Source organism: Pseudomonas sp. LTR0 (assembly GCF_036630035.1).
GTDB lineage: Bacteria > Pseudomonadota > Gammaproteobacteria > Pseudomonadales > Pseudomonadaceae > Aquipseudomonas > Aquipseudomonas putida_Y.
Genome location: NZ_CP123734.1, coordinates 1,899,946 through 1,915,115 on the forward strand (window position 1 = coordinate 1,899,946; position 15,170 = coordinate 1,915,115).

The window sequence follows — 15,170 nt, forward strand, 5'->3', positions numbered from 1 at the left end:
TCAGCTCAGTTCTGCCAGGCACTGCTCGAGGATATCCAGCCCTTCCTCGAGCACCTCGGCCTCGATGGTCAGCGGTGCCAGCAGGCGAATGATGTGCCGCGCCTTGCCGCTGGGCATCAGCAGCAGGCCCTTGGCTCGGGCCGCTTCCATCACCTGGGCCAGTTGTACCGGTGCCGGGCTGCCATCGGCATTGACGAACTCGATCCCTCGCATGGCGCCCACGCCGGTCAGGCGGCCGATGTATGGGCTCAGGCCCGAGGCCTTCCAGCGCTCATGACGGCTGACGATGGCCTGCTCCTGCCGTTCACCCCAGGTTGCAACGTTTTCGTCGGTCATCTGCGCCAGGCTGGCCAAGGCCGCCGCGCAGGCAATCGGGTTGCCTGAATAGGTGCCACCCAGGCCGCCCTTGGGCAGCGCCGCCATCAATTCCTTGCGCCCGACCACTGCACCCAGCGGCATACCGCCAGCAATGCTCTTGGCCAGCAACAGCAGGTCGGGTTCGATGCCCAGGCGCGAGAACGCGAAGCGCTGGCCGGTACGGCCGAAGCCCGACTGGATCTCGTCGATGATGATCAGGATGCCGCGCTCGTCGCAGAAGCGGCGCAGGGCTTGGGCGAAGGCCGGGTCCAGGGCAAGGAAGCCGCCTTCGCCCTGTACTGGTTCGAAGATGAACGCCGCGACGTCCTCCACCGCCAGCTCGACGCTGAACAGGCGGTCCATGGCCTTGAGCGCCTGCTCGCAGGTAACCCCGGTATCCGCGCTGGGGTAGGGCAGGTGGTACACCGGCCCGGGCAGTTCACCGACCCGCTGCTTGTAGGGGGCGACCTTGCCATTGAGGTTCAGGGTGGCCAGGGTGCGGCCATGGAAGCCGCCGTCGAATGCGATGATGGCGCGTTTGCCGGTGGCGCCACGGGCCACTTTCAGGGCGTTTTCCGCCGCTTCCGCGCCGCTGTTGGTGAGCATGCCGGCCAGTGGGTAGTTGACCGGGACGAACTGGCTCAGTTGCTCCATCAGTGTCAGATACGGGCCGTGAGGGGCCGCGTTGAAGGCGTAGTGGGTCAGGCGGGTGGCCTGAGCCTGGATGGCCTCGACTACAGCGGGGTTGCAGTGGCCCAGGTTGAGCACGCCGATACCGCCGACAAAGTCGATGTAACGTTTGCCGTCAGTGTCCCAGACTTCGGCATTACGGCCATGGGAAAGTGTGATCGGGTGAACGATGGCAATGGATTGGCTGATACTTTCCTGGTTCATGGGGCACGCGGACCTTGTTCGAGTTTCTTATTATCCAAGCGTGTCGGCAGGTTATTCCGCAAACGAATTATTCGATTGCGGTCATTCCATGGATTCGTGATCTGGCTGGTTTTCTGGTTGGCTGTGCCGGCCTCTTCGCGGGCAAGCCCGCTTCTACCAGAGGCCGGGGCAGGTCAAATCAATCCCCCTCTGCCACCCGCTCCCGGATCCACTGCACAAAGGCCCTGATCTTGGGCACTTCGGCCGCATGCTCGGCATGCGCAATGAAGTGCCTACCGTTGCTTGCCACAGGGTGGTCCCAGGCCACCACCAGCTTGCCTTCGCTCAGCTCTTCGGCCACCAGATAGCGGGGAATCAGGGCTATGCCGCAGCCGGAGATGGCAGCGCGGATGCACAGGTAGAACGTGTCGAAGCGCGGCCCGTGGTAGCTGTTCTGGCTATGCAGCCCAAGCCCCAGGAACCACTCATGCCAGGCCTCCGGCCGCGAAACGCATTGCAACAGCCGGTGCTCAGTCAGCGCCTGGGCGCTGTCGAAACGGTGGCTGGCCAGCAGCTGCGGGCTGCACACGGGCACCACTTCTTCGCTGAACAACTCGATGCAGGTTGCCCCGGGCCAGGTGCCCTGGCCGAAGAAAAAGGCGACGTCAGCCTTGGCCTGAACCAGGTCGAATGGCTCCAGCTCGTTGCGCACATCCAGGTGAATGCGTGGGTAGCGGTCACCAAAACCCTTGAGCCTGGGCACCAGCCAGCGGGCGCCGAAGGTCGGCTGGGTGGCGATGCGCAGCACTTCGGTTTCGTCGCCGTAGCTGAGGATGTAGCGGCTGGATATGTCGATCTGGGTGAGGATCTTGTTCACTTCGGTGAGGTACAGCGCGCCGGCCGGGGTCAGGTGCAGGCGCCGGCGAATGCGCTGGAACAGCGAGTGCGAGAGCATGTCCTCAAGCTGCGCGACCTGCTTGCTGACGGCGCTCTGGGTCAGGTGCAGTTCCTGGGCCGCGCGGGTGAAGCTGAGGTGGCGGGCGGCCGCTTCGAAGCACTGAAGGGCGGTGGTCGAAGGCATCAGGCGTTTGGACATGACGGGCGAATACCGAGCAAAAAAGGAAGGAGTTCATTCCATAAAGGAATTATGTGGTTCGAAAAGGTCGTTTGTTGACCCCGGCCTATAGATTAATACTGACCTGGATCAACGATTACAACCGGTCATGCGAAGAGGAGGTCAATACCCGCTTCCGTCATCTGCAAAACAACAACAACACACATCAGAAATTTATAAGAATTCTGCTCAGACCTTCAGCCGCTTTGCTGCGGCCGACCCATTCGAGGGTTCTTCATGACTTCGCAAGACAACAAGAAACAGCGCTCACTGCAGCACGGCCTGACTTCCCGTCAGGTTTCCATGATCTCCATTGCCGGCATCATCGGCGCCGGGTTGTTCATCGGGTCCTCCAACGCCATTGCCACCGCCGGCCCGGCCATCCTCATCTCCTACGCCATGACTGGCCTGCTGGTCTTGCTGGTGATGCGCATGCTGGGTGAAATGGCCATCGCAAACCCCAACAGCGGCTCATTTTCCACCTACGCCTCGGAAGCCATTGGCCCTTGGGCGGGCTTTACCATCGGCTGGTTGTACTGGTGGTTCTGGGTGTTGATCATTCCGGTGGAAGCCATTGCCGGTGCTGACATCCTGCATGCCTACTTCCCTGGCGTGCCTTCCTGGCTGTTCGCTTTCCTGATCATGCTGGTGCTGTCCTGCACCAACCTGGTCAGCGTGAAGAACTTCGGTGCCTTCGAGTACTGGTTCGCGCTGGTCAAAGTGGTCGCGATCATTGGCTTCATCGTGGTGTGCACCTTGGCGGTGTTCGGCTTCTGGCCGCTGGCGGAGGTGTCCGGGGTCAGCCGGCTGTGGGACAGCGGTGGTTTCATGCCCAATGGCTTCGGGACGGTACTTGGGGGCGTGCTGATCACCATCTTCTCGTTCTTCGGTGCCGAAATCGTCACCATCGCGGCTGACGAAACCGCCAACCCGAAAGACAAGATTCGCCGCGCCACCAACCTGGTGGTGTACCGCATCGCCATCTTCTACCTGGCGTCGATCTTCCTGGTGGTGTCGCTGGTGGCCTGGAACGACCCCGGGCTGAAAGCAGTAGGGTCGTTCCAGCGTGTACTGGAAGTGCTGAACGTGCCGGGCGCCAAGCTGCTGGTTGACCTGGTGGTGCTGGTGGCGGTGACAAGCTGCATGAACTCGGGGCTCTACACCGCGTCGCGCATGCTCTATTCGCTTGGCGCGCGTGGGCAGGCGCTTAGCGTGACCAAGCGCATTTCCGGTTCCGGCGTGCCGACCGTGGCGGTGATCCTCTCCACCCTGGCAGGTTTTGCAGGCTGCTTCGTCAACTACGTGTTCCCGGGCAAGGTGTTTGGCTTCCTGCTGTCGACCACCGGCGCCATCGCCTTGCTGGTGTACCTGGTCATTGCCGTGTCGCAGCTGCGCATGCGTGCCCGTGCCGAGCGTGAAGGGCGCCCGCTGGAGCTGAAGATGTGGCTGTTCCCATGGCTGACCTGGCTGGTGATCGGCACCATCGTCATGGTGCTGGGCTACATGCTGTTCAGCGATGCCTACCGCTACGAAACGCTGATGACCGCAGGTGTGACCGCGTTCATCCTGCTGGTTTCGCTGACCCAGCGGCGTGCCAGGATGGTTGCCCAGACGGCCTGATGTTTCTGCTTTAATGGGGGCGTTGCGCGCCCCCATTCCAACAAGCACAGGAAGCGTATGACTGATCACACACTTTCCCTTCAAGCCCTCGCGGCCCCTGAGGGTACCTGCTACGGCTGCGGCTGTTCCCACCCCAGCGGCCTGCACCTGCAAAGCCACTGGGACGCCGACGGTGTTCACCTGGTGTGCCGTCACTCGCCCGACAGCACCTTCATTGGCTGGCCTGGCTTGGTTTACGGTGGCCTGCTGGCGATGCTGGTCGACTGCCACTCCAACTGGACGGCGATGGCCTACCACTACCGTAACGAAGGCCGAGAACCGGGCAGCCTGCCGCGTATCGACTGCGTTACCGGCACGCTCAACCTGACCTACCTGAAACCTACGCCGATGGGCGTCGAGCTGTTGCTCAAGGCGCGTGTCGAAGGCGAAGTGGGGCGCAAGAGCCGGGTAATCTGCGAAGTCTGGGCAGAGGATGTACTGACGGTGACCGCCGACTCCGTGTTTGTCCGCGTCGATACCGAAAAGCTCAAGCTCAAGGCCCACGGCCAGGCCTGAGCTGCCAATGCTGATGAGTGGTCGGTGATGGTCAGCGGCTGGGGATGTCTCTAGAGTGACAGGTTCATTCCCTTGGCAAGGTTGATCATGACCGAACTCAGTGCTTTCCCCATTACCCGCAAATGGCCCGCCAAACACCCCGAACGCCTGCAGTTGTACTCGTTGCCGACGCCCAACGGGGTGAAGGTGTCGATCATGCTCGAAGAGATTGGCTTGGCTTACGAGGCGCACAAGGTTAGCTTCGACAATGACGACCAATTGAGCCCCGAATTCATCTCGCTCAGCGCGAACAACAAGATCCCCGCCATCCTCGACCCGAACGGGCCGGGCGGTCAGCCGCTGGCGCTGTTTGAATCGGGGGCGATCTTGCAGTATCTGGCGGAGAAGAGCGGCCAGCTGCTCAGCCAGGACCCCGCTCACCGCTACCAGACCCTGCAGTGGCTGATGTTCCAGATGGGCGGCATCGGGCCGATGTTCGGCCAGGTCGGGTTCTTCCATTTCTTTGCTGGCAAGGAATATGAAGACAAGCGCCCGCGCGACCGCTATGTCAACGAGTCCAAGCGGCTGCTGGGCGTGCTGGATCGGCATTTGAAAGGTCGGCAGTGGATGGCTGAGGAATACAGCATCGCCGACATCGCCATCTTCCCTTGGGTGCGTAACCTGGTGGAGCGCTACAACGCCCGTGACCTGGTGGGCTTCGACCAATTCAAGGAAGTGCAGCGCGTGCTGGCGAATTTCCTGGAACGGCCAGCCGTGCAGCGTGGCCTGAAAATCCCGGGCTGATCAACCTGTGCAGGTACAGCCTCGCGCAAACTTCGAAACGCCTGCCGGTCGCCCGTAGGAGCGGGTTTACCCGCAAAAGGGCCGGGCCTGCAGGCCAATATCCACCCGCCGTTCACGGTTGCCGCCGCTACCGTATTCGCGGGTAAACCCGCTCCTACACCCGACGGCGTACGGGTTCAGAAGATGTGGTTCAGCAGCCAGTACAGGCTGCCAGCCAACAGCATTGCCGCTGGCAAGGTCAGCACCCAGGCCATCAGCAGATTGAACAACGTGCGCTTCTGAATCCCCGACCCATTGGCCACCATGGCCCCGGCCACCCCCGAACTCAGCACATGCGTGGTCGACACCGGCAGCCCGAACATATCTGCTGCGCCAATGGTGCACATCGCCACCACTTCGGCCGATGCGCCTTGGGCATAGCTGAGGTGGGTCTTGCCGATCTTCTCGCCAACGGTGACCACAATACGTCGCCAGCCAACCATGGTCCCCAGCCCCAGCGCAATGGCTACAGCTACCTTCACCCATAGCGGAATATAGCGGGTGGCGTCGTCCAACTGGGTCTTGAAGCGTTGCACATGGCTGTGGGTGTCGGCATCGAAAGTCACCAGGTGGTTTTTCTCCATGAGGCGGATGGCTTCACTGGTCAGGTACATGTCGTTACGCACGTTGGCCATGGCTTCAGCCGGTATGCGCTTGAGCGAGCCATAGCCTTTGACTTCTTCGCCGATCATACCGGTCAGCGCCGCCAGCGCTGGTACCAGGTGCGGGCTGGCCTTGGGTTCGGCAATGAACAGGGTCAGTACCTGGCGCGGGTCAGCCGGGGCCGCTTGCGGGGCGCTGCGTACCAGTGCCTGGCGGGTTACCTCAGCGACAGCGGAAAACTGCAGAGCCTGCTCGTTGGGCATGGTCTTGTTCAGCGCGTAAGCCATTGGCAGGGTGCCGACCAGAATCAGCATGATCAGCCCCATGCCTTTCTGGCCGTCGTTGGAGCCGTGGGCAAACGATACCCCGGTGCAGGTCAGAATCAGTAGGCTGCGGATCCACCACGGTGGCGGTGTCTGGCCTTCCGGTGCCTGGTACAGGGCCTTGCGTTTGACCAGCGCGCGCAGGGCCAGCAGCAACAGGGCTGCGCAAGCAAAACCGATCAGCGGTGAGAACAGCAGGGCATAACCCACCTTGCTGGCTTGGGCCCAATCCACGCCGCTGGTGCCGTCACGCCCATGCATCAGCGCATTGGCTACGCCCACGCCGATGATCGAGCCAATCAGGGTGTGCGAGGACGATGCCGGCAGGCCCAGCCACCAGGTGCCAAGGTTCCAGATGATCGCCGCCAGCAGCAGGGCGAAAACCATGGCAAAGCCGGCCGAAGAGCCGACCTGCAGAATCAGCTCTACCGGTAGCAGGGCGATGATGCCGAACGCCACCGCGCCACTGGAGAAAAGCACGCCCAGGAAGTTGCACAGCCCAGACCACACCACCGCGACCGGGGCCGGCAACGAATGGGTGTATATCACTGTGGCTACCGCGTTGGCGGTGTCGTGGAAGCCGTTGACGAACTCGAAGCCCAGGGCAATCAGCAGCGCCAGGCCCAGCAGAAGGAACGGTGTGGCCGTGGTAATGACCGTACCGCTTGCGGTCACATCCTGCTTGAGGCTCCAGGCGGTGTAGGCGATACCAGCCAGCAGCAGGCTGAAGAACAACGTTAAGGTGGCACGCCCAGGCTTGTGGGAGAGCTGCGGGCGGGCGTCGTGTTGGGCCAGTAGTGGGCTGCTGGCCACTGACGGGGTTGCCATGGGGGCTCCGGTTGGCGTTGGGCGAAAGTGCCGAAGGCCTTGAGCATAGAAACAATTCGTAACCCGGCCGTGACCTCGATCAATGAATTATCTAGGCTCAAGACGGACGGTAATGGCAGGAGACGCCCATGATTCGCTGCAAGCGTGTCTATGATGCGGTTGAGGATGAAGATGGCCAGCGTGTACTGGTCGACCGCCTGTGGCCGCGCAACAAACGCAAGGAAGACCTCCATGGGCAGTGGTTGCGCGAAGTGGCACCTTCGAATGAATTGCGTAAGGCGTTCCACCAGGGTGAAGTGGATTTCGCCGGTTTTACCCAGCGGTACCAGCAAGCGCTGGCAGCCCACCCCGAGCACTGGTATCCGCTGCTGGACATGGCCAGGAAGGGCACGCTGACGTTGCTTTATGCCGGCAAGGACAGCGAGCACAACAATGCCCGGGTGCTGGCCGATTGGTTGGAAACCGAACTGGACAGGTGTGGCCCTGGCAGTTCGCCGGTGTGTTATGCCCAATGAGTGCGATGCGATGCCCTTACAGTTGATTCCCGCCAAAGACATCCACTGCACCTTCGCCCGCGACCTCACGCGCCGCGCCATGTTGCCCTACTACCGCGAATACGACCTGCTGTGGATCGAAGAAGCCTTCGACGCAGCCTGGGGCTGGCGCGAGCAGTGGCTGGTGATCGAAGACGACACCCTGTTGGGTTTTTGCAGCCTCAGCCAGGACCGCCAGGCACTGTTCATCCGCGAGTTGCACCTGTTGCCTGAACACCGTGGGCGGGGCGTCGGTAGCTGGGTGCTGGAAGAACTGGCGCTATGGGCCAGTCAGCGGCGCCTTCCCTTGTTGCGGCTGATGGTGTTCCGCAGCAACCCGGCCCGCCTGCTGTACCAGCGTCACGGCTTCGTCGAGATGGGTGAAGACGATTGCTTTGTGCGGATGCAGCGGGATATCAACGTAGTAGCTAAATGATGGCTTGTCGCGACCGCAGCGCATGGGCATAGTGGATCCAAACGTTTACGGCTGCCTGCAGGCGGGTAGACCGTGTTGAGGATATTAGGGAAAAGGAGAAGCCTCTATGAACGGAATCGGTCCGCGGCTGCGGGAAGAGCGTGAGCGGCTAGGTATGACCCAGCGTGTATTTGGCGATATCGGTGGGGTCGAGCCCAACGCTCAGGGCAAGTACGAAAGCGGTGAACGCACACCGCGGGTCGATTACCTGGCGGCATTGGCGGCCAGGGGGGTGGATGCGCAGTACGTACTCAGCGGCCTGCGCACCCCGACAGCGCTCGAAGGTTTGAGCGCGGATGAGTCCGGTTTGCTGGGGGCTTTTCGGGAATTACCGTTGGACGATCAGGCGGCGCTCTTGCACCTTTTGGGGCGGTTGGCCAACGACGCCAAGCCCCGGCAAATCGTGAGGCCTCTCACCGTCGAACGTCAGTTGTTTCTGAAGGATGCAATGCGTTAGGCCCACCGTGAAAAATTTTGTTAAGGTGGCGGGATCCAATCGCCCTGCTGACGAGGTGTGTGCTTGATTAGGGTCTTAGTGGTCGATGATCACGATCTGGTACGAACCGGTATTACACGGATGTTGGCCGACATCGACGGCCTGCAGGTGGTGGGTGAGGGAGACTCGGGCGAGTCGGCACTGAAACTGGCCCGGGAGCTGAAGCCGGACGTTGTGCTGATGGATGTAAAAATGCCCGGCATCGGCGGCTTGGAGGCCACCCGAAAACTGCTGCGCAGCCACCCTGACATCAAGGTAGTGGCGGTGACTGTGTGCGAGGAAGACCCGTTCCCCACACGCTTGTTGCAGGCCGGCGCTGCCGGTTACCTGACCAAGGGTGCGGGCCTTGACGAAATGGTCCAAGCCATTCGTCTGGCCTTTGCCGGCCAGCGCTATATCAGCCCGCAGATCGCCCAGCAGCTGGCGCTGAAACCGTTCCAGCCGCAGGGCTCTCCGTTCGACGCGTTGTCCGAACGGGAAATCCAGATTGCCCTGATGATCGTCGGCTGCCAGAAGGTGCAGATCATCTCCGACAAGTTGTGCCTCTCGCCCAAGACCGTCAATACTTACCGTTATCGGATCTTTGAAAAACTCTCGGTCACCAGCGACGTCGAATTGACCTTGCTGGCCGTTCGCCACGGTATGGTTGACGCAAGCCTGTAAAACCTCATGTCCCAAGTCTTTGATGCCAGCGCATTCCTGGCGACCTGCAGCGGTCGCCCGGGCGTTTACCGGATGTTCGACGGCGAAGCCCGGCTGCTTTACGTGGGCAAGGCCAAGAACCTGAAGAAGCGCCTGGCCAGCTATTTCCGCAAGACTGGCCTTGCGCCCAAGACCGCCGCGCTGGTTGCGCGCATCGCCCAGGTTGAAACCACCATCACCGCCAACGAAACCGAGGCGTTGCTGCTGGAGCAGAACCTGATCAAGGAATGGCGGCCGCCGTACAACATCCTGCTGCGCGACGATAAGTCCTACCCCTACGTGTTTCTGTCCGATGGCGAGTTTCCGCGCCTGGGCATTCACCGAGGGGCAAAGAAGGCCAAGGGCCGTTATTTTGGCCCGTACCCCAGCGCCGGGGCCATTCGCGAAAGCCTCAGCCTGCTGCAAAAGGCTTTTTCAGTGCGTCAGTGCGAAGATAGCTACTACGCCAACCGCACCCGACCCTGCCTGCAATACCAGATAAAACGTTGCAAAGGGCCCTGCACCGACCTGGTGACTGCCGAGGAATACGCAGAGGACGTGCGCCATTCGGTGATGTTTCTGGAAGGGCGTAGCCAGCAACTGGGCAATGAGTTGAACGCCGAGATGGAGAAGGCCGCCATGGCCCTCGATTTCGAAAAAGCTGCCGAGCTGCGCGACCAGATCGCCCTGTTGCGCCGCGTGCAGGACCAGCAGTACATCGAGGGCGGCAGCGGTGATGTCGACGTCATCGCCGCCTTCGTCAACCCGGGTGGCGCCTGTGTGCACCTGATCAGCGTGCGCGGCGGGCGAGTACTGGGCAGCAAGAACTTCTTCCCGCAGGTGGGCATCGAGGAGGAGGTGGCCGAGGTCATGGCCGCATTCCTTTCCCAGTACTACTTGGGCAACGCAGAGCGCGAGCTGCCCGGCGAGTTGATCGTCAATGTTGTGCACGAAGATTTCAATGCCATCACCGAAGCACTGCACACGCTGCGTGGCCGCGAACTGACCATCAGCCACCGGGTGCGTGGTACCCGCGCCCGCTGGCAACAACTGGCAGTGACCAATGCCGAGCAGGCGCTGAATGCCCGCCTGGCCAACCGCCAGCACATGGCTGCGCGCTTCGAGGCCCTGGCCGAAGTGCTGGGCCTGGATGAAGTGCCGCAACGCCTGGAATGCTACGACATCAGCCACTCCAGTGGTGAAGCTACCGTGGCCAGTTGCGTGGTGTTCGGCCCTGAAGGGCCGATCAAGTCCGACTACCGCCGCTTCAACATCGAAGGCGTCACCGCAGGTGACGATTACGCGGCCATGCATCAGGCCCTGACCCGTCGCTATGGGCGCATCAAGGACGGTGAGGGCAAGTTGCCCGACGTGCTGCTGGTGGACGGTGGCAAGGGTCAGCTGAACATGGCCCGCGATGTGATGCAGGAGCTGGGCTTCACCGACCTGACCCTGCTCGGTGTGGCCAAGGGCGTCACACGCAAGGCGGGTTTCGAAACCCTGTACCTGAACGATGTGCATCACGAATTCACCCTCAAGGGCGATTCATCGGCCTTGCACCTGATCCAGCAGATCCGCGACGAAGCCCACCGCTTCGCTATCACCGGCCACCGTGCCCGCCGTGGCAAGGCCCGTCGAGTCTCCAGCCTTGAAGATGTGGCTGGGGTAGGGCCCAAGCGCCGCCGCGATCTGCTGAAACATTTCGGCGGCTTGCAGGAGCTCAACCGCGCCAGTATCGATGAAATCGCCAAAGCCCCCGGCATCAGTAAAAAGCTTGCCGAATCAATTTATGCCAGCCTGCATAGCGAGTAGAATGCCGGGCTCAACTTGCGGCCAGTCGTACCGATGAATATTCCAAACCTGCTCACCGTTCTACGCGTCCTGCTCATTCCGTGCTTCATTCTGCTCTTCTATATGCCCTATGAGTGGAGCTACATGGCTGCCAGCAGCGTATTCGCGGTTGCCGCCGCCACCGATTGGCTGGACGGCTACCTGGCGCGTCGACTGCAGCAGAGCACGCCGTTCGGCGCCTTCCTCGACCCGGTGGCTGACAAGCTGATGGTGGCAGTGGCTCTGGTGCTGCTGGTGCAGACCCACGCCAACTTCTGGCTGACCCTGCCGGCGGCGGTCATCATCGGTCGCGAGATCGTGGTGTCTGCGCTGCGCGAGTGGATGGCTGAGCTAGGGGCGCGAGCACATGTGGCGGTGTCCAACCTCGGTAAGTGGAAGACTGCGGCGCAGATGCTGGCGCTGGTGATCCTGCTGGGCAACCCGCCAGCGGTAACGTTCTGGGTGATCCTGGGCTACGGGCTGCTGCTGGTGGCAGCGGGGCTGACGCTGTGGTCGATGGTGCACTACCTGTTGGCCGCCTGGCCGCACCTGCGCGAAGGTTCGGAAAAAAAATAAAAGTTTTTTGAATCAAGGGGTTGACGCTGTTTTAGAAATCGCTAGAATGGCACCCATCACGACGCGGGAATAGCTCAGTTGGTAGAGCACGACCTTGCCAAGGTCGGGGTCGCGAGTTCGAGTCTCGTTTCCCGCTCCAAATTCGATCCTCAGTGCGTCGCTGGGATCAAAAAGAAGAGGCCTTTAAGGCCTCTTTTTTTATGCCTGAATTTTATATCTCGGCTATTGCCCCGGTTTCGACCAAACGGTCGCTGGGGGCGTAGCGAAATTGCAGGGTTTTCTGGGCAGGGTCGACGTAGCGCGTCAGTTGACCAGCGACATCAATTTCATAGCGGTCAATGCGACCGCCTGGACGTTCGCTTTCGACCAGATAACCACGTGCGTCGTAGCGGAAGTGGGTGTGTTTACCCCGGGCATTGATGCTTTTGAGGTCGTAGCCGTAACGGTTGTGTCCCGAATAAGTCTTGCCCGTGTGAGGTAGGTCATGAAAGCGGCCGATGATCTGTTCAAGATGCGCGTTTTCGTCATTGGCAGCGTTGGTCATCCCGCGGCGCTGGATCTGGGTCAGTACCTCGGCAATCAGGTTGTCGCTGGCATCGTAGCGATAGGCCTTGTCCAGCAGCGGCAGCACTTCAGCAGGGGCATCGCGGTAGTGAATAGCCTTGCCGGCCAGGCGACCGCTGGTGTCGTAGCGTGTGCGGGTGACCAGTTTGCCTTGGGTGCGCAGGACCTCATCGTGCACCGCATCACGCTCGAAATCGCTGATGACCCGGCCGTTCAGGTTGATCTGATGGAGGTGCCCGCTGCCGTAGTACAGGTGGTTGAGTTCGCGCTGGTCGGGCAGGACTAGCGTCTGCAGGTTGCCCAGTTCGTCGTAGCGGTACTGCAGCAAGCCAGCGCTGTTGGTTTCGCTGAGCAGTTGCCCGTTGGCGTCGTAGGTGTAGTCGAGTTGCTGTTTTTCTCCTTTGTTGTCAGTGAAGGTGATGGACAGCAGATTGTCGGCGGCGTCGTAGCGGTAGTCGGTGGTGCCATCTTCGGTGCGCTTGCTGACAAGCCGGCCGATTGCGTCCCGCTCGAAGTCATGGCGGATGGCAATCGTCCGTGTCGGTGGGGCGTTGTCGGACAGGGGTGGCTGCTCGTCAGGCGAGGGCACATGAGTAAGACGAACGACCTCATCCAGCACGTTGTAGGCATAGAGGCGGCCACTGCCATCCAGGTCTTTTTGTGCCACCAGCCGGTCCAGTTCGTCCCAGCCGAAGCGGTATGACTCGTCATTCTCGTTGGTAAGTTGCAGTAGCCGACCATAGGCGTCGTAGCGGAATTTCACGCTGTAGCCCATGGCGTCCGTACGCTCGACCAACCGGCCGCTGGGGTCGTAGCGAAATTGCAGGGTTTTCTGGGCAGGGTCGATATAGCGCGTCAGTTGACCAGCGACATCAATTTCATAACGATCAATGCGACCGTCCGGGCGTTCGCTTTCGACCAGATAACCACGTGCGTCGTAGCGGAAGTGGGTGTGTTCACCCCGGGCATTGATGCTTTCGCGCAAGCGGCCATGGGCGTCGTAGTGATACAACGTCTGGGCATTGCTGCAGTCGCGGTAGCTGAGCAACTGACCGCACGTGTTCCAGCTCAGGTACTTGCTCTTTTCGAGGGGATCGGTGACCTGGGTGGAAGACTAACTCGCGGCATATCTGCTAATTTCTTCGACTGCCTTGGATTTGAGTGTGGAAATCTAAAAAGCGTCTGTTTATTGTTTAACCATTGTCCTTGATTATTTCCGGTACACCAAGCCGGGAAAACGGAAGTCAATTCCTCAGGAAGCTGCTCGGGGCGTTTTTCGACACCGCTATAATCCGCATCGGTGCGGCGACGTCATCGTCGTCGTGGAGCAAATTATCGACCTGCGTGAAATCCGCCACGTTGGCCGCCGTGCCTACCACGCAGTGCACCAAGACCGACTCCGCATCCACACCAATGTGAGCCTTCATACCGAAGTACCACCGATTGCCTTTCTTAGCTTGGTGCATTTATGTGGCGCGCTTGCTGTCTTGGTTCTCGGTCGAACTCGGCGCGTGGATCCGCGTGGCCTCGTACAGCGTTTCCTCCATCGCCGAATGACCATTTTTCTCACGAGGGCTTGGTTTCAGAGAATATTTTTTCAATTTCTCTCGTGTATTGTTGGGGAGCTGGTATTCGAATTTTTTTATATACTCTAATAATTCACTTTTTTCACTTGATAATATGCAGTACTCAATAATGTGGCTGATAGGAAAGTTCACCTTTGGCGCTAGATTTATTATGTTGTCCCTGCCGCCGTTGGGCTCTGTATAGGCTGCTTGTTTTTTTATGATATAAAAAAGTAAATGTTGTTGGTGATTTAATATGGCGTGATGCAAGTCGTCGCAAGAAAGCGAAGAATATTGAATCCATTTCTCCATGAGTGTGATAATAGTTTCGTGAATTTTTGATTGTCTATCTACTTTTTCGGGAATGTATTTGTCTAGGTTGTCAAGGAGGTTTATGTAGGTATCTGATTGTATGAGTTCGGAAAGTGTCATTTAAAATCCTTGGCTATTCCTGTAGCCCGGCCAGATTGCTATATTGGGTTGCCCATTCGGGCGGCGTGAAAGGTCTATGCCATTGGCTATAAGCTCCTGGCAATCCGAAAATCCTTGTCCTAGGCAGTAGAGAATTTCAGGCAAATCGGAGCTGGCTTTTGATAGCGCGTCAGTGGTTGATATCGTCGTCACTCTCGAAGTATGTAAAATTTGACAAGCACTAAAAAGATTGTGGGTGGAAAATGGTAGGGTGTTTTAAATGCCCTCAAAGCTTTGATTGCTGTTTCATTAAAAAGGCTTGTTCGCGAGTTTTTCTGGTTGTGGTGAACTCACGAAAAGCTACAGATGACTGGCCATTTTTTGACCTGTCTTCGAGGCTTAAATGTTTATTTTGCTCATGATGTAGGGGTGGTTGGTTTGCTTTGTAATGTTTGCTCTTAGTCGTAAGCATCTCCATAATTTCTGTTTCTCCAAAAAATATCATCGCCATCAGACGTGTAAATGCTCACTAATAGCTCTTTGAAGCTCAGTGCGATAATGGGACAACTTCCAGCGACGCCATGAATTTCAAAATTGCTGTCATAGCAGCGGCCAGAGCGCTCTATTGATAGGTCAATGGAGATGTAGTCGTTGTTGTCGGTTTTGCAAATTAGGTACCATGATGAGGAGATATCATCATCGCATGGGGTGCCAACTATTTCTGTGTTGGATTGCTTGATCTGTTGCGGCGGTAGTATGGTGAAAGAGATGCTATCGTTTTTTGGGGAAAACAACTGGGCGCCGCCGCAAAGTTTATAGAATTCAGCGAGGTCTGGAGGATAGCTAAGGAAGTTGGGTAGTGTGGGTAGTGGTGAGTCTGGAGGGAAAACTTCAATTCTCGGATCATTGCTGAATTTCTCAAGTATGTGTTTTATGGTGTGCAT

At 59.1% G+C, this 15,170-nt stretch carries 14 protein-coding genes, 1 tRNA gene and 1 pseudogene; 10 read left to right on the top strand and 6 right to left on the bottom strand.

Annotated elements, in window-relative coordinates; translation table 11 throughout:
- Both QCL51_RS08660 and gcvA read right to left on the bottom strand, forming a co-directional pair.
- Positions 1-1,251, bottom strand: coding sequence for an aspartate aminotransferase family protein (locus QCL51_RS08660; protein ID WP_021783212.1), 1,251 nt, complete (start codon positions 1,249-1,251; stop codon positions 1-3).
- A gap of 178 nt (positions 1,252-1,429) precedes the next feature.
- Positions 1,430-2,326 (bottom strand): transcriptional regulator GcvA, encoded by an 897-nt coding sequence (gene gcvA, locus QCL51_RS08665; protein WP_003251398.1) that lies wholly within the window; start codon positions 2,324-2,326, stop codon positions 1,430-1,432.
- Positions 2,327-2,581: 255 nt separating this feature from the next.
- Between gcvA and QCL51_RS08670 the strand changes: the two genes are divergently transcribed.
- From QCL51_RS08670 to QCL51_RS08680, 3 genes are all read left to right on the top strand, one after another.
- Positions 2,582-3,964: an amino acid permease gene (locus tag QCL51_RS08670; protein ID WP_021783211.1), complete on the top strand. Its 1,383-nt coding sequence runs from the start codon at positions 2,582-2,584 to the stop codon at positions 3,962-3,964.
- A 57-nt stretch (positions 3,965-4,021) separates the two neighbouring features.
- The gene (locus tag QCL51_RS08675) at positions 4,022-4,519 is read left to right on the top strand and encodes a PaaI family thioesterase (RefSeq protein WP_003251394.1); all 498 of its coding nucleotides are present in this window, start codon (positions 4,022-4,024) and stop codon (positions 4,517-4,519) included.
- An 87-nt stretch (positions 4,520-4,606) separates the two neighbouring features.
- Positions 4,607-5,302 (top strand): glutathione S-transferase N-terminal domain-containing protein, encoded by a 696-nt coding sequence (locus QCL51_RS08680; protein ID WP_021783210.1) that lies wholly within the window; start codon positions 4,607-4,609, stop codon positions 5,300-5,302.
- 176 nt (positions 5,303-5,478) lie between these two features.
- On the opposite strand, the gene QCL51_RS08685 is transcribed toward QCL51_RS08680, so the two are convergent.
- Complete coding sequence (locus tag QCL51_RS08685) at positions 5,479-7,095, bottom strand: inorganic phosphate transporter (protein ID WP_021783209.1); 1,617 nt, start codon at positions 7,093-7,095, stop codon at positions 5,479-5,481.
- 128 nt (positions 7,096-7,223) lie between these two features.
- Here QCL51_RS08685 and QCL51_RS08690 point away from each other — a divergent pair, with 128 nt between their 5' ends.
- The 7 genes from QCL51_RS08690 to QCL51_RS08720 all read left to right on the top strand — a co-directional run bounded on the left by QCL51_RS08690 (position 7,224) and on the right by QCL51_RS08720 (position 11,825).
- Positions 7,224-7,610 carry a DUF488 family protein gene (locus QCL51_RS08690; RefSeq protein WP_021783208.1) on the top strand — a complete coding sequence of 129 codons (387 nt, stop codon included), beginning with the start codon at positions 7,224-7,226 and terminating at the stop codon, positions 7,608-7,610.
- A gap of 10 nt (positions 7,611-7,620) precedes the next feature.
- Complete coding sequence (locus QCL51_RS08695) at positions 7,621-8,064, top strand: GNAT family N-acetyltransferase (RefSeq protein WP_021783207.1); 444 nt, start codon at positions 7,621-7,623, stop codon at positions 8,062-8,064.
- Between the two features lie 106 nt (positions 8,065-8,170).
- Positions 8,171-8,560 (top strand): helix-turn-helix domain-containing protein, encoded by a 390-nt coding sequence (locus tag QCL51_RS08700; protein WP_103462287.1) that lies wholly within the window; start codon positions 8,171-8,173, stop codon positions 8,558-8,560.
- A gap of 63 nt (positions 8,561-8,623) precedes the next feature.
- Positions 8,624-9,262, top strand: a complete 639-nt coding sequence (gene uvrY, locus QCL51_RS08705; RefSeq protein ID WP_003251380.1) for a UvrY/SirA/GacA family response regulator transcription factor — start codon at positions 8,624-8,626, stop codon at positions 9,260-9,262.
- 6 nt (positions 9,263-9,268) lie between these two features.
- A complete protein-coding gene (gene uvrC, locus QCL51_RS08710) occupies positions 9,269-11,092 on the top strand; it encodes an excinuclease ABC subunit UvrC (protein WP_064493178.1) in 1,824 nt (607 codons plus the stop codon).
- Positions 11,093-11,125: 33 nt separating this feature from the next.
- The gene (pgsA, locus tag QCL51_RS08715; protein ID WP_021783204.1) at positions 11,126-11,686 is read left to right on the top strand and encodes a CDP-diacylglycerol--glycerol-3-phosphate 3-phosphatidyltransferase; all 561 of its coding nucleotides are present in this window, start codon (positions 11,126-11,128) and stop codon (positions 11,684-11,686) included.
- Between the two features lie 63 nt (positions 11,687-11,749).
- Positions 11,750-11,825, top strand: a tRNA-Gly gene (locus QCL51_RS08720).
- A 72-nt stretch (positions 11,826-11,897) separates the two neighbouring features.
- Here QCL51_RS08720 and QCL51_RS08725 read toward each other — a convergent pair.
- From QCL51_RS08725 to QCL51_RS08735, 3 genes and pseudogenes are all read right to left on the bottom strand, one after another.
- Positions 11,898-13,322 carry a hypothetical protein gene (locus QCL51_RS08725; protein WP_338444884.1) on the bottom strand — a complete coding sequence of 475 codons (1,425 nt, stop codon included), beginning with the start codon at positions 13,320-13,322 and terminating at the stop codon, positions 11,898-11,900.
- 191 nt (positions 13,323-13,513) lie between these two features.
- Positions 13,514-13,794 (bottom strand): annotated as a pseudogene (locus tag QCL51_RS08730) (transposase); the annotation flags it as partial.
- An 890-nt stretch (positions 13,795-14,684) separates the two neighbouring features.
- The gene (locus QCL51_RS08735; protein WP_103444692.1) at positions 14,685-15,170 is read right to left on the bottom strand and encodes an SMI1/KNR4 family protein; all 486 of its coding nucleotides are present in this window, start codon (positions 15,168-15,170) and stop codon (positions 14,685-14,687) included.

What these genes read in the sequence shown, in the direction of transcription:
- QCL51_RS08680 (WP_021783210.1), top strand. Translation starts at nt 4,607, where the DNA reads ATGACCGAACTCAGTGCTTTCCCCATTACCCGCAAATGGCCCGCCAAA.
- QCL51_RS08735 (WP_103444692.1), bottom strand. Translation starts at nt 15,170, where the DNA reads ATGCACACCATAAAACACATACTTGAGAAATTCAGCAATGATCCGAGA.
- QCL51_RS08695 (WP_021783207.1), top strand. Translation starts at nt 7,621, where the DNA reads ATGCCCTTACAGTTGATTCCCGCCAAAGACATCCACTGCACCTTCGCC.
- QCL51_RS08690 (WP_021783208.1), top strand. Translation starts at nt 7,224, where the DNA reads ATGATTCGCTGCAAGCGTGTCTATGATGCGGTTGAGGATGAAGATGGC.
- QCL51_RS08700 (WP_103462287.1), top strand. Translation starts at nt 8,171, where the DNA reads ATGAACGGAATCGGTCCGCGGCTGCGGGAAGAGCGTGAGCGGCTAGGT.
- gcvA (WP_003251398.1), bottom strand. Translation starts at nt 2,326, where the DNA reads ATGTCCAAACGCCTGATGCCTTCGACCACCGCCCTTCAGTGCTTCGAA.
- uvrC (WP_064493178.1), top strand. Translation starts at nt 9,269, where the DNA reads ATGTCCCAAGTCTTTGATGCCAGCGCATTCCTGGCGACCTGCAGCGGT.
- QCL51_RS08675 (WP_003251394.1), top strand. Translation starts at nt 4,022, where the DNA reads ATGACTGATCACACACTTTCCCTTCAAGCCCTCGCGGCCCCTGAGGGT.
- QCL51_RS08685 (WP_021783209.1), bottom strand. Translation starts at nt 7,095, where the DNA reads ATGGCAACCCCGTCAGTGGCCAGCAGCCCACTACTGGCCCAACACGAC.
- pgsA (WP_021783204.1), top strand. Translation starts at nt 11,126, where the DNA reads ATGAATATTCCAAACCTGCTCACCGTTCTACGCGTCCTGCTCATTCCG.
- QCL51_RS08660 (WP_021783212.1), bottom strand. Translation starts at nt 1,251, where the DNA reads ATGAACCAGGAAAGTATCAGCCAATCCATTGCCATCGTTCACCCGATC.
- QCL51_RS08670 (WP_021783211.1), top strand. Translation starts at nt 2,582, where the DNA reads ATGACTTCGCAAGACAACAAGAAACAGCGCTCACTGCAGCACGGCCTG.